This window comes from Stackebrandtia nassauensis DSM 44728, from assembly GCF_000024545.1.
Taxonomy (GTDB): Bacteria; Actinomycetota; Actinomycetes; order Mycobacteriales; family Micromonosporaceae; genus Stackebrandtia; species Stackebrandtia nassauensis.
Genome location: NC_013947.1, coordinates 6,304,950 through 6,326,053 on the forward strand (window position 1 = coordinate 6,304,950; position 21,104 = coordinate 6,326,053).

At 67.5% G+C, this 21,104-nt stretch carries 24 protein-coding genes; 10 read left to right on the forward strand and 14 right to left on the reverse strand.

Features of this window, described 5'->3' with window-relative positions; all coding sequences use genetic code 11:
* Positions 1-30: 30 nt before the first annotated feature.
* Positions 31-837, reverse strand: coding sequence for an IclR family transcriptional regulator (locus tag SNAS_RS29415; RefSeq protein ID WP_013021142.1), 807 nt, complete (start codon positions 835-837; stop codon positions 31-33).
* Between the two features lie 362 nt (positions 838-1,199).
* Between SNAS_RS29415 and SNAS_RS29420 the strand changes: the two genes are divergently transcribed.
* The 4 genes from SNAS_RS29420 (at position 1,200) to SNAS_RS29435 (ending at position 5,448) form a co-directional block, all read left to right on the forward strand.
* Positions 1,200-2,354, forward strand: a complete 1,155-nt coding sequence (locus SNAS_RS29420; protein WP_041625250.1) for an MFS transporter — start codon at positions 1,200-1,202, stop codon at positions 2,352-2,354.
* 53 nt (positions 2,355-2,407) lie between these two features.
* Positions 2,408-3,406 (forward strand): polyprenyl synthetase family protein, encoded by a 999-nt coding sequence (locus tag SNAS_RS29425; RefSeq protein WP_041625251.1) that lies wholly within the window; start codon positions 2,408-2,410, stop codon positions 3,404-3,406.
* Between the two features lie 136 nt (positions 3,407-3,542).
* On the forward strand, positions 3,543-4,559 hold the full coding sequence (locus SNAS_RS29430) for a serine hydrolase (RefSeq protein WP_052305187.1): 1,017 nt from the start codon (positions 3,543-3,545) through the stop codon (positions 4,557-4,559).
* Between the two features lie 109 nt (positions 4,560-4,668).
* Positions 4,669-5,448 (forward strand): GNAT family N-acetyltransferase, encoded by a 780-nt coding sequence (locus SNAS_RS29435; RefSeq protein ID WP_013021146.1) that lies wholly within the window; start codon positions 4,669-4,671, stop codon positions 5,446-5,448.
* On the opposite strand, the gene SNAS_RS29440 is transcribed toward SNAS_RS29435, so the two are convergent.
* The 4 genes from SNAS_RS29440 to SNAS_RS29455 all read right to left on the reverse strand — a co-directional run bounded on the left by SNAS_RS29440 (position 5,430) and on the right by SNAS_RS29455 (position 9,205).
* A complete protein-coding gene (locus SNAS_RS29440) occupies positions 5,430-5,951 on the reverse strand; it encodes an NADH-quinone oxidoreductase subunit J family protein (protein ID WP_013021147.1) in 522 nt (173 codons plus the stop codon). The two genes, SNAS_RS29435 and SNAS_RS29440, sit on opposite strands and share 19 nt — an antisense overlap.
* Positions 5,948-6,454: a NuoI/complex I 23 kDa subunit family protein gene (locus SNAS_RS29445; RefSeq protein WP_013021148.1), complete on the reverse strand. Its 507-nt coding sequence runs from the start codon at positions 6,452-6,454 to the stop codon at positions 5,948-5,950. Before SNAS_RS29445 ends, SNAS_RS29440 begins: the two co-directional genes overlap by 4 nt.
* A 70-nt stretch (positions 6,455-6,524) precedes the next feature.
* A complete protein-coding gene (locus tag SNAS_RS29450; protein ID WP_013021149.1) occupies positions 6,525-8,201 on the reverse strand; it encodes an ABC-F family ATP-binding cassette domain-containing protein in 1,677 nt (558 codons plus the stop codon).
* 251 nt (positions 8,202-8,452) lie between these two features.
* Positions 8,453-9,205 carry an SDR family oxidoreductase gene (locus tag SNAS_RS29455; RefSeq protein ID WP_013021150.1) on the reverse strand — a complete coding sequence of 251 codons (753 nt, stop codon included), beginning with the start codon at positions 9,203-9,205 and terminating at the stop codon, positions 8,453-8,455.
* Positions 9,206-9,388: 183 nt separating this feature from the next.
* Here SNAS_RS29455 and mshA point away from each other — a divergent pair, with 183 nt between their 5' ends.
* From mshA to SNAS_RS29470, 3 genes are read left to right on the forward strand one after another with little or no spacing between them, the layout of a single operon-like run.
* A complete protein-coding gene (gene mshA, locus SNAS_RS29460) occupies positions 9,389-10,720 on the forward strand; it encodes a D-inositol-3-phosphate glycosyltransferase (protein WP_013021151.1) in 1,332 nt (443 codons plus the stop codon).
* Between the two features lie 10 nt (positions 10,721-10,730).
* Complete coding sequence (locus tag SNAS_RS29465; protein ID WP_013021152.1) at positions 10,731-11,210, forward strand: type III secretion system chaperone family protein; 480 nt, start codon at positions 10,731-10,733, stop codon at positions 11,208-11,210.
* A complete protein-coding gene (locus SNAS_RS29470; RefSeq protein WP_013021153.1) occupies positions 11,207-12,463 on the forward strand; it encodes a phytase in 1,257 nt (418 codons plus the stop codon). Before SNAS_RS29465 ends, SNAS_RS29470 begins: the two co-directional genes overlap by 4 nt.
* Here SNAS_RS29470 and SNAS_RS29475 read toward each other — a convergent pair.
* Both SNAS_RS29475 and SNAS_RS29480 read right to left on the reverse strand, forming a co-directional pair.
* Positions 12,453-13,019: a dihydrofolate reductase family protein gene (locus tag SNAS_RS29475; protein ID WP_013021154.1), complete on the reverse strand. Its 567-nt coding sequence runs from the start codon at positions 13,017-13,019 to the stop codon at positions 12,453-12,455. The genes SNAS_RS29470 and SNAS_RS29475 overlap by 11 nt on opposite strands.
* A gap of 338 nt (positions 13,020-13,357) precedes the next feature.
* Positions 13,358-14,047, reverse strand: coding sequence for a TetR/AcrR family transcriptional regulator (locus tag SNAS_RS29480; RefSeq protein ID WP_013021155.1), 690 nt, complete (start codon positions 14,045-14,047; stop codon positions 13,358-13,360).
* 233 nt (positions 14,048-14,280) lie between these two features.
* On the opposite strand from SNAS_RS29480, the gene SNAS_RS29485 reads away from it, so the two are divergent.
* The gene (locus SNAS_RS29485; RefSeq protein WP_052305188.1) at positions 14,281-14,919 is read left to right on the forward strand and encodes a DUF2306 domain-containing protein; all 639 of its coding nucleotides are present in this window, start codon (positions 14,281-14,283) and stop codon (positions 14,917-14,919) included.
* Positions 14,920-15,030: 111 nt separating this feature from the next.
* Entirely contained in the window at positions 15,031-15,846 is an 816-nt protein-coding gene (locus SNAS_RS29490; protein ID WP_013021157.1) for a S1 family peptidase, read from the forward strand.
* A gap of 78 nt (positions 15,847-15,924) precedes the next feature.
* Here SNAS_RS29490 and rplL read toward each other — a convergent pair whose 3' ends face one another.
* The 7 genes from rplL to secE all read right to left on the reverse strand — a co-directional run bounded on the left by rplL (position 15,925) and on the right by secE (position 20,204).
* Complete coding sequence (rplL, locus tag SNAS_RS29495; RefSeq protein ID WP_013021158.1) at positions 15,925-16,311, reverse strand: 50S ribosomal protein L7/L12; 387 nt, start codon at positions 16,309-16,311, stop codon at positions 15,925-15,927.
* 50 nt (positions 16,312-16,361) lie between these two features.
* Complete coding sequence (rplJ, locus tag SNAS_RS29500) at positions 16,362-16,898, reverse strand: 50S ribosomal protein L10 (RefSeq protein WP_013021159.1); 537 nt, start codon at positions 16,896-16,898, stop codon at positions 16,362-16,364.
* A gap of 245 nt (positions 16,899-17,143) precedes the next feature.
* Complete coding sequence (locus SNAS_RS36030) at positions 17,144-17,320, reverse strand: hypothetical protein (protein ID WP_013021160.1); 177 nt, start codon at positions 17,318-17,320, stop codon at positions 17,144-17,146.
* A 125-nt stretch (positions 17,321-17,445) separates the two neighbouring features.
* Entirely contained in the window at positions 17,446-18,156 is a 711-nt protein-coding gene (gene rplA / locus SNAS_RS29505; protein WP_013021161.1) for a 50S ribosomal protein L1, read from the reverse strand.
* Positions 18,157-18,232: 76 nt separating this feature from the next.
* Positions 18,233-18,664, reverse strand: coding sequence for a 50S ribosomal protein L11 (gene rplK, locus SNAS_RS29510; RefSeq protein ID WP_013021162.1), 432 nt, complete (start codon positions 18,662-18,664; stop codon positions 18,233-18,235).
* 125 nt (positions 18,665-18,789) lie between these two features.
* On the reverse strand, positions 18,790-19,599 hold the full coding sequence (nusG, locus tag SNAS_RS29515) for a transcription termination/antitermination protein NusG (protein WP_013021163.1): 810 nt from the start codon (positions 19,597-19,599) through the stop codon (positions 18,790-18,792).
* A gap of 161 nt (positions 19,600-19,760) precedes the next feature.
* Entirely contained in the window at positions 19,761-20,204 is a 444-nt protein-coding gene (gene secE / locus SNAS_RS29520) for a preprotein translocase subunit SecE (RefSeq protein WP_013021164.1), read from the reverse strand.
* Positions 20,205-20,370: 166 nt separating this feature from the next.
* Between secE and SNAS_RS29525 the strand changes: the two genes are divergently transcribed.
* Complete coding sequence (locus SNAS_RS29525) at positions 20,371-21,051, forward strand: HNH endonuclease family protein (RefSeq protein ID WP_013021165.1); 681 nt, start codon at positions 20,371-20,373, stop codon at positions 21,049-21,051.
* Positions 21,052-21,104 lie beyond the last annotated feature (53 nt).

Below are 21,104 nucleotides of genomic sequence, written 5' to 3' on the forward strand. Positions count from 1 at the left end.
CGAGGTGTCGTGTCGCCCGGTCGCTTTCGGTCAGTCGTCCAGCGCTCCGAGCTCTTCGGCCGCGCGACGCAGCCGGGTCTTCACCATCGCGCCGTTCATCCGCAGTTCGTGCAGCGGCATCGTGCAGGCGATGACGGTGCGCTTACTGGGTTCGGGACTGTCGTTGACGACCGTCGCGGCGCAGCCGACCCCGGGATAGAACTGGTTGACCTCGGTGAAGACGCCGCTGGCGGCGCGCTGTGCCAGGTCGTATTCGAGTGCGCCGGGCTCGGTCATGGTGTGGTCGGTGTAGCGGCGCATCCCGGATTCCCGCAGATAACCGCTGCGGTCCTGCACCGTCATCGTCGACAGCAGGGCCTTGCCGAGCGCGTGCGCGTGGGCGCCGTCGTCGAAACCGACGATCAGGTCCTCCACGTGCGGCGAGCGCGACCCCTCGCTCACCGCGGTGACCGCCGCGCGTCCGTCGACGATCTTGCCGAGGTAGTGGCTGTAACCGGTGTCGCCGACCGTGCGGCGCAGTACCTCGCCGACGGTCGCCGGGCCCTTCATCGCCTTGGCCAGATCGGCGTAGCGGTCGGACAGCGCCAGCCCCACCTGAAAGATGCCGTTCTTACCTCGGATCAGATAGCCCTCATAGGCCAGGGTGCGGACCAGGTGATACGTCGTCGGCAGGTTGAGGCTGCACCGTCTGGCGATCTGTTTCGCGCTCAGACCACTGGGTACGTCACCGACGACCTCCATGACCCGCAGCGCACGCTGAACGCTGCGAATCAAATCGCTGGGTTCGGGTTTTGGCTTGGGATTCGGGGCCGAGCCTGACAAATTACGCTCGGTCATAGGTGAGTCCGCCCTTCATGGTCGTCCCCCGTGCGCCCAAATGATGCTGGAATCTCTGTCATACCTCAGATACACCTCGCGTGTCCAGGGATCTCGATTTTCTCATCATTTGAAAACTCACGCCTGGCGTTTGGGTCAGGTTGCGCGCACAGTGGGATGGTCCATGTGATGCGGACTCAAATCGGTACCGATACCGACCCACCTGAAGGTGTCGGTGCCGTTGGCGGACCGATCCCACCACCGGTCCGTCGCCGCCGCGGCGGGGAACACCCTGACCCCACCATTGTTCTCCGTCGCGGCACCACCCTTCTACTTCGTCACAGTCCTCCCTATTCGCCCTGACGCATCGGTACCGTGCTCGCGTGCCCCCAGAAGCGACACCGCTGCGAGCCGGTACCTCGGCAGTCGTCACGACCGTCGCGACCGTGTGCCCGGTGTTCCTGGTCGGGGGCCTGAGCGTTCAGATCGGTCAGGAACTGCACTTCACGCCCTCGGGGCTCGGCCTCGCCGTGGCCTCCTACTTCACCGCCAGCGCCCTGGCCAGTTTCTGGGCCGGACGGCTGGTGGAGCGGATGGGCTCGAAGTTCGTCGCCAAGGCGGCGATCCTGCTGGCGGCCGGGTCGCTGGCGGCGATCGCCGTGGCCGCCCGCGACCTCACCTCGCTGACGCTGCTGCTGGTCCTGGCCGGACCGGCCAACAGTCTGGGCCAGCTGTCGTCCAACGCGCTGTTGGCCCGCAAGGTGCCACCCAAACGCCGGGGACTCATGTTCGGCGTCAAACAGGCCGCGATTCCACTGTCGACGACGCTGGCGGGCCTGGCGGTGCCGATCGTGGCGCTGACGGTGGGCTGGCGCTGGGGTTTCGGCGTGGCCGCGGTGCTGGCGCTGCTGGCCTGGCCGGTGCTGCCCAGGACCGAGGAGGCCGGGCCACAGCCCGGACGGCCGAAGCCGCAGCTGCGTCCCAACGCCACCCTCGTGGTCATCTCGCTGGCCGCCTGCCTGGGCGCCACCGCCGCCAACCCGGTCGGCTCGTTCATCGCCGATTACGGTGTCTCGCAAGGAATGTCGGAGTCGCTGTCCGGACTCAACCTGACCCTCGGCGGCCTGGCGGGCGTCGCGGCCCGCACCACGGTCGGCTGGATGGCCGACCGCCGCGACTCCGGTCGGCTGGTCATGATCGCGGTGATGCTGGCCGTCGGCTCCGCCGGGCTGGCGCTGCTGGCGGCCCCCGGCGTGTGGACGATCCCGATCGGCACCGTCGCGGGCTTCGCGCTCGGCTGGGCCTGGCCCGGGCTGCTGAACTTCGCCATCACGCTGCGGTACTCGCAGGCCCCGGCCGCCGCCACCGGCATAACCCAGATCGGCGTCTACATCGGCGGCGGCCTCGGACCGCTGGCCTTCGGGGCGCTCGTGGATGCCTGGGGCTACCCGGTCGGCTGGCTCACCATGGCGGTGCTGATGCTGGCCGGTGCCGTCCTCATGATCGTCGGCCGCCGCATGTTGCTGACAACCACCTGAGAACTGACCACCGGCACGCAACCCATCGACGAACGAGAAAGTATCGTGGTGGCGTGGTGAGTTTGGCGCAACGATCGTTGCCTGTGGAATTCGTCGACCCGGAACTGGAAGCCTCGGTCTCCCGGCGGCTTGAGGTGATCGAAAAACGGCTGCAGGAGGTCATCGACTCCGGGGACGCCTTCCTGACCGAGGCGGCCTCGCACGTCCTCAAGGCGGGGGGCAAACGGTTCCGTCCGATGCTGTCGGTCACCGCCGCCCACTTCGGCGACCCGGACGCGCACGGCGTCATCGAGTCGTCCCTGGTCATGGAGCTGACCCACCTGGCGACCCTGTACCACGACGACGTCATGGACGAGGCCGCGATGCGACGCGGCGCGCCCAGCGCCAACTCGCGCTGGTCCAACTCGATCGCGATCCTGTCGGGCGACTACCTGTTCGCGGTGGCCTCCGAACTGGTCGCCGAGCTGGGCTCGGAGACGGTCCGGGAACAGGCCCGCACCTTCTCCCGGCTGGTCCACGGCCAGATCGCCGAGACCGTCGGCCCGCCCGAGGGCGTCGACCCGGTCGACTGGTACCTGCGGGTGCTCACCGACAAGACCGGCTCGCTGATCGCCACCGCCGCCCGGCTGGGCGCCCAGTTCGCGGGGGCCCCGACGTCGGTCGTCGACGCGGTCGCCGAGTACGGCGAGACCATCGGCGTGGCCTTCCAGCTGTCGGACGACCTGCTGGACATCGCCTCCGACGGCGACACCTCCGGCAAGGTGCAGGGCCTCGACCTCATGGAGGGCATCCCGACGCTGCCGGTGCTGTACGCCCAGGTCGGCGACGACACCTCGCCGCGGCTGCGCGAGCTGGTGTCCAAACCGGTGGCCCAGGAGGACCTGGAGGAAACCCTGGAACTGCTGCGTTCCTCGGCGGCCATGAAGCAGGCGCGCAAGACCCTGGACGAGTTCGGGGAGCGCGCCAAGGCGGTGGCGGGCAGCCTGCCCGCGGGCTCCACTCGCGACGCTCTCACCGGAATGTGCGACTACATGGTGGCCCGCAGCAGCTGATCCGGGGCGGACGTCGTCCTGGGATTCTTTCCTCAGATTCTTTCGGGGTGTCTGGCAACCGCTTTCGCGCCGTGGGTGTCTATATTCGTAGACCCCTTTCACTCCACAGTCAGGAGACATCCCCCCAATGCCTTCAATGAAGCGACGCACCGCTTTGAAGCTGGGTCTGGGCACCGCCGGTGTGGCCACCGCCGCCGGTGTCGGTTACGGCGTCGCCAACGCCGAGGACGCCGACACGCCCGAGATCACCAACGCCAAGGACGCCGCGAAGCAGATCGCGAGGATCTTCGAACGCGAGTCGTCCCGGGCCGGAGGCACCTGGCACGCGCACATCACCGTCGCCGACGACGACGGATCCCTGATCACCGCCGTCGACAAGGCCTCCGACACCAAGGTCGAGGCGATGAGCACCAACAAGCTGCCGGTCGCGGTGAACGTCCTCACCAAGGTCGACAGTGGAAAGATCAGTCTGGCGAACAAGATGCGGGTCGAGGACCCCTACATCGTCTGGGACGGCGACGGAACCATCCCCTATGACGGCTCCTACCCGAGCGAGATCAGCCTGGGCCACACACTGGCGCTGCTGCTGAGCATCTCCGAGGACACCTCCTCACGGCTGTGCTCCCAGGTCACCACCGCCAAGGACATCAACGAGTACCTGACGTCCTTGGGCTACAAGGAAACCCAGGTGGAGCCGGTGCCCGACACCGACCGCTGGTACCTGGGCACCACCTCGGCCAAGGAGATGCACGACTTCTGGCAGCGGCTGATCGGCGTCGAGCTGGTCAAGCAGGAGTCCACCGAGTACCTGCTGAAGATCCTGCGCAGCGCGGAGGCCTTCCCCGACGGCATCCGGCACAAGCTGACCACGCCGGAGCGGATGCAGGTCGCCACCAAGGCGGGCTGGAGCGAGCAGTGGCGCAACGAGGTGGGCCTCATCCACAACAAGGCGGGGGTCCCGGTGATCGCCTTCTCGATGTTCGCGTCCTCTGAGGACAACCAGGACGACTACTCGCCCAACCACCCGCTGGTCAACGCCCGTTCCAGGATGGGACGGAAGTTCTTCGACATCGCACAGCGACTCGACGGTTCCGCCAAACTGCGGATGGAATCCGACGAGGTTCAGAAGGAGTACAACCCCGGACGGGGCTGACCCCTTACCGTGGGGGCCGCCGTCGCGCGGCTCCCACGCCCGGTTTCCGTTGCCGCCGTTGCCTTGTGTGTCCGGCGTCTCGGCGTGGCGGTGCGATAGCCTCCGCCGCATGGGTGAGTTGGAGATTGCGACGGTGGCGGCTGCCGACGACGCCTGGGTGGGGGCGCCCACGGGTTCACAGATCGTCGAGACCGCGGAGTTCCGCATCGCGCGGCTCCCCGAACGTTTCCCCGATCCGTTGCAGGTGCAGTGGGTCCGGTCGGCCCGGCCCGCCGCGACCGTCCTGACGGAGATCGTCGAACGGGCCACCGGATTCGGGCTGCCGGAGACCGTCGTATGCGTGAAACCCAGCGCGCCCGCCGACCTGGACGAGGCGCTGCTGGCGCGGGGCGCCGAACTGGTCGACACCGCCGACGTGCTCGCCATGCCGCTGCCCGCCGAGTTCAGGGCGACCGACCTCCCCGGACTGGAGGTGCGGTGGCGGACCACCCCGAAGATCGGCCGCGACGCCAACACCGTCGGGATCGCGACCTTCGGCGGCACCCGCGCCCCCGACGTCGACGTCGCCCTGCAGGCGGCGTCCGACCGTGAGACCGTCGCCGCCGGATTCGGCGGCGCCGTGGTCGCCTATCTCGACGACACCCCGGTCGCCGTGGCGGGCCTTGAGGTCGCCGACGACGTGGCCCGGCTGTGGGGCGGCGGAGTACTGGAAGCCCATCGGGGCCTCGGCGTCTACCGGGCCCTGGTCGCGACCCGCCTCAGCTACGCCGCCGAACACGGCGCCACGATGGCCCTCACCAAGGGCCGCGTCTCCACCAGTTCCCCGATCCTGCGACGCCTCGGTTTCGTGTCCTACGGCCAGGAACGCACCTACCGGCTGGCGCTCTGACCGTCCCGCTTCTGCTTGGCGGACACCAGGATCGCGCCCACCAGCGCCGCCAGCAGCAGCACCGACAGCAGCTCGAACGGCAGCACCCAGTTGCCGAAGATCTCGGTGCCCAGCCGCTTCGCGGTCCCGGGTTCGACGGCCTGGGCGTCGATCGAGGTCCACCGGAACGCGTCGGCCAACAGCACCGACAACCCCAGTCCGGCGGCGGCACCCACGATCGCTCCCGGCCACCGGGCCCGGTCCATCTCGGGACTCGCGCCGATCGGGGCGCGGGTCAGCATGACGGCGAACAGCAACAGCACCACGACCGCGCCCACGTAGATCAGCACCTGCACCCACGCGACGAGCTCGGCGGTCAGCACCAGAAAACACGCCGCCAGTCCACCGAGCGCCACCACCAGCCACAGGCCCGCCCGCACCAGGTGCGCGGTCGTCACGACCCGGACGGCCGCGCCCAGCGTGAGCAGGCCGAAGGCGACCAGCAGCACGTCGGTAACCGTCATGACGCGTCCTTCTTCTCCGCCGAGGTCTCCTCTTTGGACTTCTCCCCCATCGGATCGTGAGCGGGAGGCGCGGGAACGGTGGGCATCCACTCGCCCAGCCGATCCTTGTCGTGCAACAGATTCCGGATGTCACCCTCGGCGTACTCGAACTCCGGCGACCAGAACAGCGCGTCGAAGGGACACACCTCGATGCAGATGCCGCAGTACATGCACAGCGAGAAGTCGATGTCGAACTTGTCGAGGACGTTGCGCTGCCGGGGCCTGGCCGCGCCGGGCACCTCGACGGTCTCCTTGTGCGAGTCGATGTAGATGCACCAGTCGGGACACTCGCGGGCGCACAGCATGCACACGGTGCAGTTGGCCTCCTGCAACGCGATGACACCACGCGTGCGGGGCGGCAGTTCCGGTGACTCGTCGGGGTACTGGTGGGTATGGGACGGCTTGGTCATCGTCTTCAACGTGACCGCCAGGCCCTTGGCCAGCCCACTGCCCGGGATGCTCATGCCTGCCATCTTGGCATGCGCGGACCTGTGTGGGGGACGGCGGCAAGGCCGCCCGTCCCCCACGTGGGTCTCACGGACCCTCGGTCTCGTACACGCCCTCGCCGCGTTCGACGCGCAGCCACCGGGTGATCCCGAGTTCGCTCAGGAACACCGGGTCGTGGCTGACCACGATCAGCGCGCCCCGGTAGGCGTTGAGCGCCTGGGCGAGCTGTCGGGCGCTGGTCATGTCGAGGTTGTTGGTCGGTTCGTCCAGCATCAGCAGTTGCGGTGCTGGTTGGGAGGACAGCACCGCCGCCAGCGCCGCCCGCAGCCGTTCGCCACCCGACAGAGTGGACACCGGCTGGTCGGCGGTCGCGGGCGCGATCACGGCACTGCCGGTCACGCCGTTGGCGCGGAACGCGCTGTGCCTGCCGGAGCGGCCGCTGCGCAGCCCGAACCTGGCGAGCCGGTTGCGCAGCAGGGTCTGCGGCGCGTCCGGCGCGAACCGGCGCACGTTCTCGAACACCGACAGCGACTCGTCGAGCAGTTCCAGCCGTTGCGGCAGGTAGTGCCACGGCACGGCCAGGTTCAGCCCGCCCGACTGCGGATCCAGTTCACCGGCGATGAGCCGCAGCAGCGTCGTCTTGCCCGAACCGTTGGCCCCGGTCAGCGCGATGCGTTCCGGGCCCTGGACGTGGAGGTTGACACCGTCGCCGAACAGTCCCGCGAAGTTCAGGTCCCGGGCGATGAAGACATCGCGGCCGGGGTGAACCTCGGTCTCGGGCAGGTCGACGCGGATCTCGGCGTCGTCGCGCACCTTCTCCTCGGCCTGGTCCAGCCGCAGCTTCGCGTCGGCGACGTCGTCCTGCTTCGCGTTCCGCAGTTTGCCCGCGCTCACCTGGGCGGCCCGTTTCCGGGCGCCCATGACGATCTTCGGTTCGCGCTTGTTGAGCATCATCTTGCGGCCGTAGCGTTCCCGCCGCGCCAGCTTCACCTGTGTCTCGACCAGTTCCTGTTTCTGCTTGTTCATGTCGGCCCTGGCCGTGCGGGCCAGCCGTTGCGCCGCCGCCTGTTCGATGGCGATGGCCTCCTCATAGGACGAGAAATTGCCCTCGAAGACGCGCAGTTCGCCCTCGCGCAGTTCGGCGATGGCGTCGACCCGTTCCAGCAACTGCCGGTCGTGGCTGACGATCAGCAGCGTGCCGGTGAACTCGTCCACCGCCCGGTACAGCAGCTCACGGGCCACGATGTCCAGGTTGTTGGTGGGTTCGTCCAGGATCAGTACCTTGGGTTCACGCAACAGCCGCCCGGCCAGACCCACCAGCATGGACTCGCCGCCGGACAGTGTCCCCACCGTCCGATCGAGCTCCACATGTGACAGGCCGAGCCGGTCGAGGCGGGCCCGGGCGCGTTCCTCGACGTCCCAGTCCTCCCCGACGACCGCGAAGGTGGCCTCGCTGATGTCACCGGATTCGATGGCCCGCAAGGCTTTGCGCTTGTCAGCGATGCCCAGCAGTTCGTCGACTCCGCTGTCGAGCCGCAACGGCAGCTCCTGCGGCAGGTACTCCACGGACCCGGCGACGCTGATGGCGCCGCTGGTGGGTTCGAGCTCACCGGTGATCAGACGCAGCAGTGTGGACTTCCCGGTTCCGTTGTCACCGACGAGTCCGGTGCGGCCGTCGGAGACGACGAAGTCCAGGCTGTCGAAGACGCGGCCACCGTCCGGCCAGCCGAAGGTCAGGCTGTTGGCGGTGATGAATGTAGACATATAGGGGTCTCCTCTCACACGAATCTCAAATGGATTGCGTAGGAGACACCGCGTTATCGCGGCGGGTGGAGACGAAACCGTCGAATGCGGCAACTCCAGGATCGCACGCGTTCACGACAGGATTACTCGACTGTCGAACGCGGTATCTCGCGACCTAGGAGATGTACAAGTGCTCGCCTAACGACGGGGACAAAGACGTCGATCAGTATAAGCGGGCGTTTCGGAGTCCGGCAAGGGATCTGCGTTTCAGGTCACAGTTCCCGGTGCACCTTGTGCTGCGCGGCCTGCGCCAGCGGTCGCACCACCAGCCGGTCGACGTTCACGTGGTGCGGCCGGGTCGCGACCCAGGCGACACAGTCGGCGATGTCCTCGGCGACAAGGGGTTCGGCCACCCCGGCGTAGGGCTTGGCGGCGGCCTCGGCGTCGCCGCGGTTGCGCACCAGCGAGAACTCGTCGGTCTTGACCATGCCCGGGTCGATCTCGATGACCCGCACCGGATCGCCGCACAGTTCCAGTCGCAGCGTCCCGGTCAGCGCGGTCTCGGCGTGCTTGGCGGCGGTGTACCCGCCGCCGCCCTCGTAGACGCCCAGGCCCGCGGTCGAGGAGACCACGACGATCGTCCCGGCGCCCGAGGCCGTCAGCGCGGGCAGCAGCGCCTTGGTGACCTGGACGGTGCCGATCACGTTGACCTCGTACATGCGGCGCCAGTCGTCGATGTCGGATTCGGCGACGTAGTCGAAACCGAAGGCGCCCCCGGCGTTGTTGACCAGCAGTTCGAGCTCGCCCGGCAGTGACGCCACCTTCTCGGCCAGCGCGTCCACATCGGCCTGTCGGGTGATGTCGCAGGCCACCGCGACGCCGCCGATGTCGGCGGCCAGTTTCTGAAGCCGGTCGGCGCGGCGGGCGGCGGCCACGACGGTGAATCCCTCGGTGGCCAGGCGGCGCGCGGTGGCGGCCCCGATTCCCGACGACGCTCCGGTCACAACGGCGATACCTCGGCTCATGGCGCTCATCCTGACACACGCGATACCGCCCCGCACTGTCGTCCGACTCACATTCGCGTACCTCATCAGCGTCCGAACTCGTCTACATCGGGAAGATGCCGGGTTGTCGCTCACGTTGACCTGTGTCGATTGTCCGAATCACGGACATCCCCTGGACGCGTAATCGAATAAGGACGGACTGTCATGCGCACAGCTCCCCGCTCACAGTTGAACCGCGCCATCGCCCCGTGCCGCAAACGCGGCCCCCGTCGGGTGGCGATGGTGTCGATGCACACCTCCCCGCTGGAACAGCCGGGAACCGGGGACGCCGGCGGCATGAACGTGTACGTGCTCCAGACCGCGCGCCGACTGGCCGACCGGGGCGTCGCGGTCGAGATCTTCACCCGCGCCACCTCCAGCGAACAGCCCCCCGCGCTGTCGCCGTCCGAGGGCATCACGGTCCACTATGTTCCCGCGGGTCCGTTCGAGGGTCTGTCCAAAGGCGACCTCCCGTCCCAGTTGTGCGCCTTCACCAACGGTGTCCTGCGCGCCGAGGCCGCCCAGCCGCCCGGCTACTTCGACGTCATCCACAGCCACTACTGGCTGTCCGGCCAGGCCGCCTGGCTGGCCGCCGAACGCTGGGGCGTGCCGCACATCCACTCCGCCCACACCCTCGCCAAGGTCAAGAACCTGCACCTGGCCGCCGAGGACACCCCCGAGCCCTTCACCCGGGTCGTCGGCGAGGAGCAGGTCGTCGCCGAATCCGACGCCCTGGTCACCAACACCTCCTCCGAGGCCGAGGTCCTGGTCGACCTCTACCGGGCCGACCCCGACAAGGTCACCGTCACGCCGCCCGGCGTCGACCCCGAGGTGTTCACTCCCGGCGACAAGCTCGCCGCCCGCCGCCGCCTCGGCCTGCCCGACGACGCCCTGGTCCTGGGCTTCGCGGGCCGGATCCAGCCCCTCAAGGCCCCCGACGTGCTGGTGCGCGCGGTGGCCCGGCTGCGCGCCCTCAACCCGGAACTGGCGCCCCGGCTGCGGCTGGTCGTGGTCGGCGGGCCCTCCGGCAACGGCGCCGACAACCCGCGCTGGCTGCACGACCTGGCCGCCGAGCTGGGCATCGCCGACGCCGTCACCTTCCTCAAGCCCCGCGCCGGACACGAACTCGCCGAGGTCTTCCGGGCCTGCGACGTCGTCGGCGTCCCCAGCTACAACGAGACCTTCGGGCTGGTGGCCCTGGAGGCCCAGGCCTGCGGCACCCCGGTGGTGGCGGCGGCCGTCGGCGGCCTCACCACCGCCGTGGCCGACGGGCACAGCGGCCTGCTCATCCGCGGCCACGACGAGACCGACTGGGCCAACGCCCTGGACAAACTCGTCACCGACGCCCCCCGCCGGGCCCGGCTGGCCGCCGGCGCCCTCGACCACGCCGCCAGGTTCACCTGGTCCCACACCGCCGACGACCTGCTGGGCGCCTACGGCGACGCGATCCAGCGCCGCGCGGTGTCACCCCGCCGCTCCCCCGCCTCGAAGCGCTAACGTTTCCGGCATGGAGGATCTCCTCACCGAGCTGGACGTCGAGTGGGAGCGCACCGGGACCAAGTCCTATGTGATCACCCTGCCCGGCGTCCACAAGCTCAAGACCCTGTGCAACCTGATCGAAGAGGACCACGCGCTGCGCGTCGAGGCCTTCGTGGTCCGCTGCCCCGAGGAGAACCAGGAGGCGGTGTGGCGGTTCCTGTTGCGCCGCAACGCCTCCCTGTATGGCGTTTCCTATTCCATCGACGACAACGGCGACGTCTACCTCACCGGCCGGGTGCCACTGTCTTGTGTAGACGGCACGGAACTCGACCGGCTTTTGGGCTCGGTCCTCACCTACGCCGACGAGGTCTTCGACCGCGTCCTGGAACTGGGTTTCGCCACCTCGATCCGTCGCGAATGGGCCTGGCGGATCTCACGCGGCGAGTCCACCCGCAACCTCGCCGCCTTCGAGCACCTGCGCCCCGCCGACGAGGAGTCCTCACCGTGATACCCCGCCTGCTCGCCCTCACCGCCCTGGCCACCACCGTCGCGCTCACCGGAGCCTCGGCCGCTCCCGCCTCGTCCGCCCCGCGGCCGCCGACCGCGACGCTCGAGACCCCACCACTGTTCGAAAAGGACAACGCGGACGCCGACGACCCGGCGATCTGGGGCAACCCCGAAGACGAGGACGACAGTCTCGTCGTCACCACCGCCAAAGAGGCGGGCATGAACGTCTACGACCTCGACGGCGAACTGACCCAGCACATCGACCCGCGTCCCGCCCCGTCCCCGGACGACAATCCCGGCCGCTACAACAACGTCGACCTGCTCGACGACTTCGCGCTCGACGGCGACAAGACCGACCTGGCCGTGGCCTCCGACCGGGGCATGGACACCTTGGGAGTCTTCGCGATCGACCCCGACTCCGGCGAACTCACCGACGTGTCCGACCCCGACATGAAGCCGATCTTCAGCGAGGACCAGGGCGACATCAACGAGGCGCACACCGCCTACGGGCTGACCACGTGGTCCGACAAGACCGGCGCCTACGCCCTCGTCAGCCGCAACGCCGAGACCGACGTGGCGCTGCTGCGCCTGACCGAGACCGACGCCGGAACCGTCGGCTACGAAACCGTTCGGGTGCTCCAGCTCCCGCGCGAGTTCACGATGCCCGACGGCGCCTCCTGGGCCCCGTGCGACGACCCCGGGGAGTACGCGCAGGTCGAGGGCATGACCGTCGACACGACGCGCGGCGTGGCCTATCTGGGCCAGGAGCAGGTGGGCATCTGGCGCGTCCCCGCCGATCTCACCGGTGAGCCGGAACTGATCGACACCGCCGTCGAGTACGGCCTGCCCGGCGAGTACGACCCCGAGACCGAGGAGTGTTCCTACGGCGACAACCCCGGTCACGGCGGCGAGGTCCTGCGCACCGACATCGAGGGCCTGACGATCTACCACCGCGACCGCGGCAAGGGCTACCTGCTGGCCTCCAGCCAGGGCGACGACAGTTTCGCCGTCTACTCGATCAGCGGCGGCAACGACTATCTCGGCTCGTTCTCGATAGCGGACGGCTCGAAGACCGACGGCACCCAGCACAGCGACGGCGCCGACGTCGTCAACACCGAGGTCGGCGACTTCGAGGCGGGGCTGCTCGTCGTCCAGGACGGCGACAACACACCCGAGGGCAGCGACGAGTCCAGCACGAACTTCAAGTTCGTCGACTGGGAGGACGTCGCTGCCTCCGGGCCGTTCAGTTGTTGATCGCATAGCGCATGATCGCCAGGCCGTTGTCGAACCCGGTGGCCGTGATGAGCTTCAGGTCGTGGGTGCCCTCGAAGACGCGGGTTCCCCTGCCGCGCGTCGCCGGGCAGACCAGCAGGGTCATCTCGTCGACGACACCGGCCGCCAACAGCGACCGCATGAGCGTCAGACTGCCCCACAGCCAGATGTCCTTTCCGTCCTGCTCCTTGAGTTCCCGGACGGTGGCCACCGCGTCGCGCGTCACGGTCGCCGCCGGGAAGTCGCCCCACGGGGCTGCTTCCAGCTTCGACGAGGCGACGAACTTGGTGAGGTCGTTGAGCTTTCGGCCGTACTCGCCCTGCTCTTCGGCGTGCGGCCAGTAGTCCTTGGTCTGGTGGTAGGTGTTCGCGCCGAGAACCAAGGTGTCGACCGAGTCGACGAACCCCATGACCGTGTTCTTGAACGCGGGGTCGCTCTTCTCGGAGAACGGTTCCGCCGTCACGTAGCTGAGCCCGCCGTCCTCCTCGGCGGCGATGTTGTCGAGCGTGACCCACTGCTGGACGATGAGCTTTCGCATTGTTCTGCCTTCGCTGTCGTGGTCCGCGGCTCTCGCGGCCCTTCACTCCAGGAACGGCGCCGAGCAAGGCTTCTCGACATCGCGCCAGCCGATGTGCCGCATGCCACACACACGAACATGACGAATCATCCAACTGCCGGGAAACTGCCGGTTCTGTGCCTGGCAGCGATGCGCGGTTTCGCCGACCATGGAAAGCCGAACCGGACGCGCGCTCGCTGGGAGCGGTTCGACAGCGCGTCCGGTCGGACCTGCGGGGATTTCCTCGGGGCAGAGGCTTTTCTCCGATTATTGAGGGATCACGGTCCCGTCACCGACGGACGCTTGGTGGCGGGACCGCTTCATTCCCGGTCGAACCGTGCCGCGATGCCGTCGAGCATCCGTGTCAAACCGAACTCGAAGAAACTGTCGAAACCCTCGTCGGTGCCGGGATCGATCGACGTGAGCGTGTGGGCCAGCATCGGAAAGCGCGCGTGGCTGTCGGGGTGGTCCAGGAACGCGAACCGCAGCTCGCCGTTGTCCTCGCCGAACAGTTCGGGAGTCACCGCGCCCCGGACGTAACTGGACACCGCCATGGCCAGGTTGAGCCGGGTGCCCGGTGACACGTCGAGACTGGACAGTGCCGTGAGCTGGGACTCCAGCCAGCCGGTCTCGTTGGGGCCGATGGCCCGTCCCTTGGTGACCAGCGGCAGCGCCCAGGGGTGGGCGAGGAAGAAACCCCGGATGGCCCTGGCGCACAGGCGAATGCCCTCACGCCAGCCGGTGCCGTCGGGGACTCGCGGAGGTTCGCCGACGGCGGCGTCGATCATCAGCGCGATCAGCTCCTCCTTGCCGGGGACGTAGCGGTAGATGGACATCACGCCGCTGTTGAGCCTGGTGGCCAGGCTCTTCATCGACAGGCCCTCCAGGCCCTCGGCGTCGGCGATCGCGACGGCCGCGGTGACGATGCGGTCGAGGCTGAGACTGGGCTTGGGGCCGCGGTTGGGGCGGGTCTGGCCTTGCCACAGCAGAGTGTCGATGTCGGTGCCCATATGTCCTTCCATTCCGGCCGTTCCGTCATTGTCCTCCGCCCGCCGCGAATTCGGGGGGTTAGCCCTATGTCATCGCTTCTGGGTAGGGCGTACGCTATTCTGCGTACGGCGTACCCAATTTATCGCCATCAATGCGCTTGACCTCGGAGAATGAGATGGACCAGCCAACCGTCACCGAAACCCCCACGGCCCCAGCCACAGCGAAAGTTCCATGGTGGAGACGTCCCTGGATCGTGCCACTGTGGGCGATCAGTGCCCTCTTCCTCGTCTGGCGGGTGCCCGACTACGTCGGCTACAAGGATCCGGGCGCCCTGGTCGAGATGAGCGACTACCAGCACTTCCTGATCGTGTCCGGCCACATCATGCTGGGCGGCGTCTCGCTGATCTGCTGCTGCATGCAGCTGTGGCCGTGGCTGCGCACCAACCACCCCAAGGTGCACCGCGTCACCGGACGCGTCTACGTCCTGGTGGTGCTGCCCGCCAGCGTGCTGGCGTTCTTCACCAGCTTCATGTCGATCACCACCCCGCCCTCGGGCCAGGTCGGCAACGGCATACTGGCGACGCTGTGGCTGCTCACGACGCTCATCGGCTTCCGGCACGTCCGCAACGGCCGCTACGCCGACCACCGGCGCTGGATGATCCGCAGCTTCGCGCTGTGCTTCTCGATCGTGGTCAACCGGTTGTTCATCGGCGTCTACGCCGTCGGCTTCTCGCCGCTGCTGGACAGCTTCTACGGCGGCAGCGTCGACAGGCTCGCCACCGACGCGGCGGTCGCGTCCATCTGGTCCAGCTGGGTGGCCACACTGGTCTTCGCCGAGTGGTGGATGACCAGGCGCAGGAAACCCCGCAAGCGTGTCGCCACGGCCGCATAACCATCCAAATGGGACAAAGGCGTCGACAGTGGTAGGCTCGCGCCCGCGTTTGTGAAAACGCTTGCACGACCCCAGTTCTGACCCGAATACCTCCCATGTGGAAGGGCTCTGATGAAACGTAAGACCATCGCCGTCGTCATGGCCGCCGTGGCCGTGGCGGCGGCTTCGGCCACCGCCCTGGTCACCGGCAACGCGTTCGCCGAGGACTCCGACCCGAGCACCAAGATCATCGGCGGCAAACCGGCCTCCGAGGACTACCCGTTCATGGCCTCGTTGCAGTACGAGAAGAACGGCAACCCCGACTCGCACCGCTGCGGCACCGCGCTGATCGACGACCAGTGGGTGCTGACCGCCGCGCACTGCGTGGTCAACGACGACGGCACCGTATGGGATCCGTCACTGCTGCACATCAAGATCGGCTCCACCGACAACACCCAGGGCACCGACGTCAAGATCGAAAAGATCGTCGCGAACCCGGATTACCTGGCGGGCAAGGAGAACAGCGGCGACATCGCGCTGCTGCACCTGGCCGAGGCCCCCGACGCCCCGGTCATCAAGCTCGGCGGCCAGCCCGAGGTCGGCTCGGACGTCCGCGAGATCGGCTGGGGCCGCACCGTCGGCGACGACCCGAACTCGATGCCGAAGGAACTCCAGGAACTCGACACCAAGGTCCTGGACAACGAGAAGTGCGTCTTCGGCGACGAGTGGGACATCACGAAGGGCGACGTCTGCGTCGAGTCCCCCGGCAACCAGGCCGGTGCCTGCAACGGCGACTCCGGCAGCCCGCTGCTGCAGAAGGTCGACGGTGAGTGGGTGACCGTGGGCGTCGACAGCCGCTCGGGCGGCTCGAAGTGCCTGGAGACCGACGAGGTCTACACCGGCGTCGCGCACTACACCGACTGGATCAAGAGCACCATCGACGCGTAACGACCCGGCATGAGAAAGTGCCCCACCGGAAACCCGGTGGGGCACTTTTACGTGCGGCTCTGACGAACCGCGACGTGACTACTTCAGCGAGACGGTGGCGCCGGCGGCCTCCAGGGCCTCCTTGGCCTTCTCGGCGTCTTCCTTCTTGGCCTTCTCCAGGACCGGCTTCGGGGCGCCCTCGACCAGCTCCTTGGCCTCCTTCAGGCCGAGGCTGGTGAGTCCGCGCACCTCCTTGATGACCTGGATCTTCTTGTCACCGGCGGCCTCGAGGACGACGTCGAACTCGTCCTTCTCCTCGGCGGCGGCTTCGCCACCGCCACCGGCACCACCGGCGGCCGCGACGGCGACCGGAGCGGCGGCGGTGACGTCGAAGGTCTCCTCGAATTCCTTGACGAACTCGGAGAGCTCCAGGAGGGTCATCTCCTTGAAGACGTCGAGCAGTTCTGCGTTGCTGAGCTTAGCCATGATGGTTCCTTTCGGTATTACTAACGTCTATTAGGGACAGGCGAACTGAGTTACTCGCCCGCGGCTTCTTTCTTGTCGCGCAGCGCGGCGGCCATGCGGGCCACCTGCGACGCGGGAGCGGCGAACAGGGCCGCGGCCTTGGACATGCTGCCCTTCATGGCACCAGCCATCTTGGACAGCAGAACCTCGCGGGAGTCAAGGTCGGCGATCTTCTTGATCTCGTCGGCGCTGACGGGCAGACCGTCCATCACGCCGCCCTTGATGACCAGCGCCTCGTTGTCCTTGGCGAAGTCACGCAGGGCCTTGGCGGCGTCGACGACCTCTCCGGTGACGAAGGTCAGCGCGGTCGGGCCGGTGAAGTACTCGTCCAGGTCGGACAGTCCGGCGTCGGACGCGGCCCGCTTGGCGAGGGTGTTCTTGGCGACCCGGTAGGAGGCTCCTTCACCCAGCGCCTGGCGCAGGGCTTTCAGCTGCGGCACCGAGAGCCCCCGGTACTCGGTGAGCACGGTGGCGTTGGAGTCGCGGAACTTCTCGGTCAGTTCGGTCACCGCGGCGACCTTGTCGGCGGGAAACACTTTTTCGGCCATGTCCCTCCTTCCTTATGGCATAGGGAAAACCATTCGGAAATGAAGGGGGGAAAGACAAACGCCCCGGCGCGGGACGGCGCACGAGGCGAGCGGGATCCTTTTCGGAACTCATTCTCGTCTCCGGCTGGCCTGCGTGGGTCGTGCCTGTCGTTTCGTGGCACCTTCGCCAGTGTCGAGTCATCGACGCTGGAACCGACGGTCTTCGGGTTATCGGAAAACTCGAAGAAGCCTAGCAGGTGCGCTGGTCACTGTGCCAACGGGTCGGAGTCGCCACGGTCGGCGGGCAGCATGCGACGGCCCCGACTGCGCCGCAGGAACCACATTCCGGCCCCGATGGCGGCGAGCGTCACCAGTCCGAGCGGAACCGCGAGCAACCAGCCGCCCAGGGATGTGACGGAGGTCGCCCCCATGACTACAAACATGTGAGGAACGATACGCGGATGGTTACCCACAGTGCATGCCAGGCTCGGTTTCGCCAGGCGCACAAGCAAAAAGCCCGGCCGCCGTTTCACACGGCGACCGGGCTAAGACTGCTTTGTGATTCTCGCTACGCCGCGGCTTCGACGTTGTCGCGGATCTTGGCCGGGTCGACGGGAATGCCGGGACCCATGGTCGTCGAGAGGGTGACCTTCTTGACGTACTTGCCCTTGGAGGCGGACGGCTTGAGCCGCTGCACTTCCTCGGCGACGGCCGCGTAGTTGTCGGCCAGCTGCTCGGCGGTGAAGTTGGCCTTGCCGATCACCGTGTGCAGGTTGGCGTGCTTGTCGATCCGGAACGAGATCTTTCCGCCCTTGATGTCCGCGACCGCCTTGGCGACGTCCATGGTCACCGTGCCGGTCTTCGGGTTCGGCATCAGACCGCGCGGGCCCAGGATTCGCGCGATCCGGCCAACCTTGGCCATCTGGTCGGGGGTGGCGATGGCGGCGTCGAAGTCGAGCCAGCCGTCCTGCACCCGCTTGATCAGTTCCTCGGAACCGACCTCGTCGGCGCCGGCCTCGGTGGCGGCGTCGGCCTTCTCACCGGCCGCGAACACGATCACGCGGACGGTCTTGCCGGTGCCGTGCGGCAGGCTCACCGTGCCGCGCACCATCTGGTCGGCCTTGCGGGGGTCGACGCCCAGCCGCATGGCCACCTCGACGGTGGCGTCGAACTTGGCGGTGTTGGTCTCCTTGGCGAGCTTCGTCGCCTCGAGGGGACCGTAGAGCTTGTCCTTGTCGACGAGCCCCGTCGACTTGCGGTAGTTCTTGCTGCGCTTCATTTTCGCATCCTTTTAGTCTCTTATGGATGTTGTGGTCTGGGTTGTGCGCACACACCCCGCCACGGTGGTGGTTGTCTTAGGCCTCGACCGTGATGCCCATGGACCGGGCGGTACCGGCGATGATCTTGTCGGCCGCGTCCAGGTCGTTGGCGTTGAGGTCGGGCATCTTCTTCTCGGAGATCTCACGGACCTGCGCCGCGGTGACCTTGCCGACCTTGAGCCGGTGCGGTTCACCCGAGCCCTTGTCGACACCCGCGGCCTTGAGCAGCAGCTTCGCCGCCGGCGGGGTCTTGAGGACGAAGGTGAAGGAGCGGTCCTCGTAGACGCTGATCTCGGCCGGCACGATCTCGCCGCGCTGGCCTTCGGTCGCGGCGTTGTACGCCTTGCAGAACTCCATGATGTTCACGCCGTGCTGACCGAGCGCGGGGCCGACCGGCGGTGCCGGGGTGGCCTGTCCTGCGGTCAGCTCCAGCTTGAAAACCACCGAGAGCTTCTTCTTCGGAGCCATTGTTTTACTTCCTGGGCTGTTTTTGTTGATGTCTTGGCCCTGACGGGCCGGTCATGCCGACGGCGCGCAGGGCAACCCGCGCGCCGGGCAACTTTTCGAGTTTAGCCGTTGACCTGAACCACAGATCAGATGGTCGACACCTGATTGAAGTTCAGCTCCACCGGCGTCTCCCGACCGAAGATCGACACCAGGACCTTGAGCTTCTGCTGGTCGGCGTTGATCTCGGAGATCGTGGCGGGCAGCGAGGCGAACGCCCCGTCGGTGACCGTCACCGAGTCGCCCACGGCGAAGTCCAGCTTGATCTCCGGCTTCGCGGTCGCGCCACCCTCACCGCTCGACTCGCCGGAGCCCGTCGCGGCCGGCTCCTCCGGAGCCACGGCCGGGGCCAGCCACTTGAGGACGTCCTCAAGGGTCAGCGGCGAGGGACGGTCGGTCTGGTTGGTGGCACCCACGAACCCGGTAACGCCGGGCGTGTTGCGCACCACCGAGTAGGACTCGGGCGTCAGTTCCATCCGGACGAGCACGTAGCTCGGGAAGACCTTGGCCTGCACCCGGGAGCGCTTGCCGTTCTTGACTTCCACCTGCATCTGGGTCGGCACTTCGATTTGGTAGATGTAGTCCTCCATGTCGAAGGAGGCGATCCGGCCCTCGAGGTTGCTCTTCACCCGGTTTTCGAAGCCAGCGTAGGAGTGCACGACGTACCACTCGCCGGGCGCGAAGCGCAGCTCCTGGCGAAGCTCCTCCAACGGGTCGACCTTCGGCTGCTCGGCTTCAACCTCGTCGGCAGCCTCGACCTCGTCGGCAGCCTCGGCCTCGTCGGCGGCCTTGGTCTCCGTCTCGGCCTCACCCTCGGCGGGCTTGGTCTCGGCAGCGGCGGTGGTCACGGCCTCGTTGTCGTCGACCGATGGTGTCGCGGTCTCGTCGTTCTCGGACACGCTCAAGGCTCACATTCTGTTTGTTGCGAATTATCGCCAGGCGGAAACAGCCTGACTAGGACGCTGTGCAATGGGAGTTTACCGGGTGCGCCGACGGCGCCCCGGCTGGCGGCGCGGTTTCGCGCCCACGACCGTGCCCACTGTCACGGCGACGGGTAATACTACTTGTCGTTCCCGCCGAACACCCACATGACGCCCTTGGACATCACGTAGTCCAGGCCGTAGATCACGCCGATCATGATCGTCACGAAGACCAGCACGACGGCGGTGTAGGTCAGCAGCTGCTTGCGGGTCGGATAGACCACCTTGCGCAGCTGCTCGAAGATCTCGCGGATGAAGATGCCGAAACGGCGCAGCAGGCCGGGCTTCTTCTTGGGCTTGTCGTCCTTCGCCTCGGACTTGGCGGCGGTCTTGACGGCCTTGCCCTTCTCGGACTTCTCGACCTTGTCCGGCTTGGCGTCGTCGTCAGCCTTGTCGGACTTCTTGTCGGACTTCTTGCCCGCCTTGGCCTTGGCGTCCTCCGACTTCGAGGGCCGCTTGGACGGCTTGGAGGACTTGCCGGGACGCTTCTCGGCGTCCTCGCTGCGGCTGTCGTCGTCGGCCACGTCGGCGTTCCTCCATGCGGTGGGGCGGTGATTCGGTCTGGCTTGCGTTGTCATGCCCACCGAAAGAACGACGGTCAGGCCGGGACAGCATACCCAATTATCATGCGATGATAAATCCGGCGGCCCTCGGCACCCCCCGCAGCACCCCCGGCGGCAAGGAGATCCCATGCGCAGGAGCTTCCCGTCCAACGTACCCGGCACCGTCGGCGTGGCCGCGATCGTCACCCTGACGGTCACCGGCTGCGGCTTCACCGCCACTCCGGCGGAGGCCGACTCCGTCGACACCACCCTCACCGAGGCCATCGCCGACCTGCCGGTCGAGGACGAGGTCCGCGACGGCTACGACCGCGACAAGTTCCCGCACTGGGTCGACGTCGACGACGACGGCTGCAACGCCCGCTACGAGGTGCTCATCGCCGAGGCCGTGACCGCCCCCGACGTCGGCTCCGGCTGTCGGCTCACCGGCGGCAAGTGGACCTCTTATTACGACGGTGAGGAGTGGACCCAACCGGCCGACCTGGACGTCGACCACTTCGTCCCGCTCGCCGAGTCCTGGGACTCCGGTTCCCGCGACTGGAGCGAAGCCGATCGGGAGCGGTTCGCCAACGACCTGGACGAGGAGCGCGGCCTGGCGGCCGTCACCGACAACGTCAACCAGTCCAAGGGCGACAAGGACCCGGCCGAGTGGCTGCCGCCGCTGGAAAAGGTGCACTGCCGGTACCTGCAGGAGTGGACCGTCGTCAAGAGCCGGTGGCGGCTGAGCGTCGACCAGGAGGAGAAGGACAAGCTGGAGGAGCTGGCCGACGGCTGCGACAACGTCAAGCTGTCCTTCGAGTACGCGATCTGATCCACGCATGGCCTGCGCGAGCACCCGTCACCAAAACCGCATAGGCTGACTCA

What these genes read in the sequence shown, in the direction of transcription:
- SNAS_RS29455 (WP_013021150.1), bottom strand. Translation starts at nt 9,205, where the DNA reads ATGAGCCGAGGTATCGCCGTTGTGACCGGAGCGTCGTCGGGAATCGGG.
- SNAS_RS29445 (WP_013021148.1), bottom strand. Translation starts at nt 6,454, where the DNA reads ATGAGCATCCCGGGCAGTGGGCTGGCCAAGGGCCTGGCGGTCACGTTG.
- rplJ (WP_013021159.1), bottom strand. Translation starts at nt 16,898, where the DNA reads ATGGCCGAAAAAGTGTTTCCCGCCGACAAGGTCGCCGCGGTGACCGAA.
- rplA (WP_013021161.1), bottom strand. Translation starts at nt 18,156, where the DNA reads ATGAAGCGCAGCAAGAACTACCGCAAGTCGACGGGGCTCGTCGACAAG.
- mshA (WP_013021151.1), top strand. Translation starts at nt 9,389, where the DNA reads ATGCGCACAGCTCCCCGCTCACAGTTGAACCGCGCCATCGCCCCGTGC.
- SNAS_RS29525 (WP_013021165.1), top strand. Translation starts at nt 20,371, where the DNA reads ATGCGCAGGAGCTTCCCGTCCAACGTACCCGGCACCGTCGGCGTGGCC.
- SNAS_RS29415 (WP_013021142.1), bottom strand. Translation starts at nt 837, where the DNA reads ATGACCGAGCGTAATTTGTCAGGCTCGGCCCCGAATCCCAAGCCAAAA.
- SNAS_RS29435 (WP_013021146.1), top strand. Translation starts at nt 4,669, where the DNA reads ATGGGTGAGTTGGAGATTGCGACGGTGGCGGCTGCCGACGACGCCTGG.
- rplL (WP_013021158.1), bottom strand. Translation starts at nt 16,311, where the DNA reads ATGGCTAAGCTCAGCAACGCAGAACTGCTCGACGTCTTCAAGGAGATG.
- SNAS_RS29450 (WP_013021149.1), bottom strand. Translation starts at nt 8,201, where the DNA reads ATGTCTACATTCATCACCGCCAACAGCCTGACCTTCGGCTGGCCGGAC.
- SNAS_RS36030 (WP_013021160.1), bottom strand. Translation starts at nt 17,320, where the DNA reads ATGTTTGTAGTCATGGGGGCGACCTCCGTCACATCCCTGGGCGGCTGG.
- SNAS_RS29465 (WP_013021152.1), top strand. Translation starts at nt 10,731, where the DNA reads ATGGAGGATCTCCTCACCGAGCTGGACGTCGAGTGGGAGCGCACCGGG.
- SNAS_RS29440 (WP_013021147.1), bottom strand. Translation starts at nt 5,951, where the DNA reads ATGACGGTTACCGACGTGCTGCTGGTCGCCTTCGGCCTGCTCACGCTG.
- rplK (WP_013021162.1), bottom strand. Translation starts at nt 18,664, where the DNA reads ATGGCTCCGAAGAAGAAGCTCTCGGTGGTTTTCAAGCTGGAGCTGACC.
- SNAS_RS29480 (WP_013021155.1), bottom strand. Translation starts at nt 14,047, where the DNA reads ATGGGCACCGACATCGACACTCTGCTGTGGCAAGGCCAGACCCGCCCC.
- SNAS_RS29475 (WP_013021154.1), bottom strand. Translation starts at nt 13,019, where the DNA reads ATGCGAAAGCTCATCGTCCAGCAGTGGGTCACGCTCGACAACATCGCC.
- SNAS_RS29430 (WP_052305187.1), top strand. Translation starts at nt 3,543, where the DNA reads ATGAAGCGACGCACCGCTTTGAAGCTGGGTCTGGGCACCGCCGGTGTG.
- SNAS_RS29490 (WP_013021157.1), top strand. Translation starts at nt 15,031, where the DNA reads ATGAAACGTAAGACCATCGCCGTCGTCATGGCCGCCGTGGCCGTGGCG.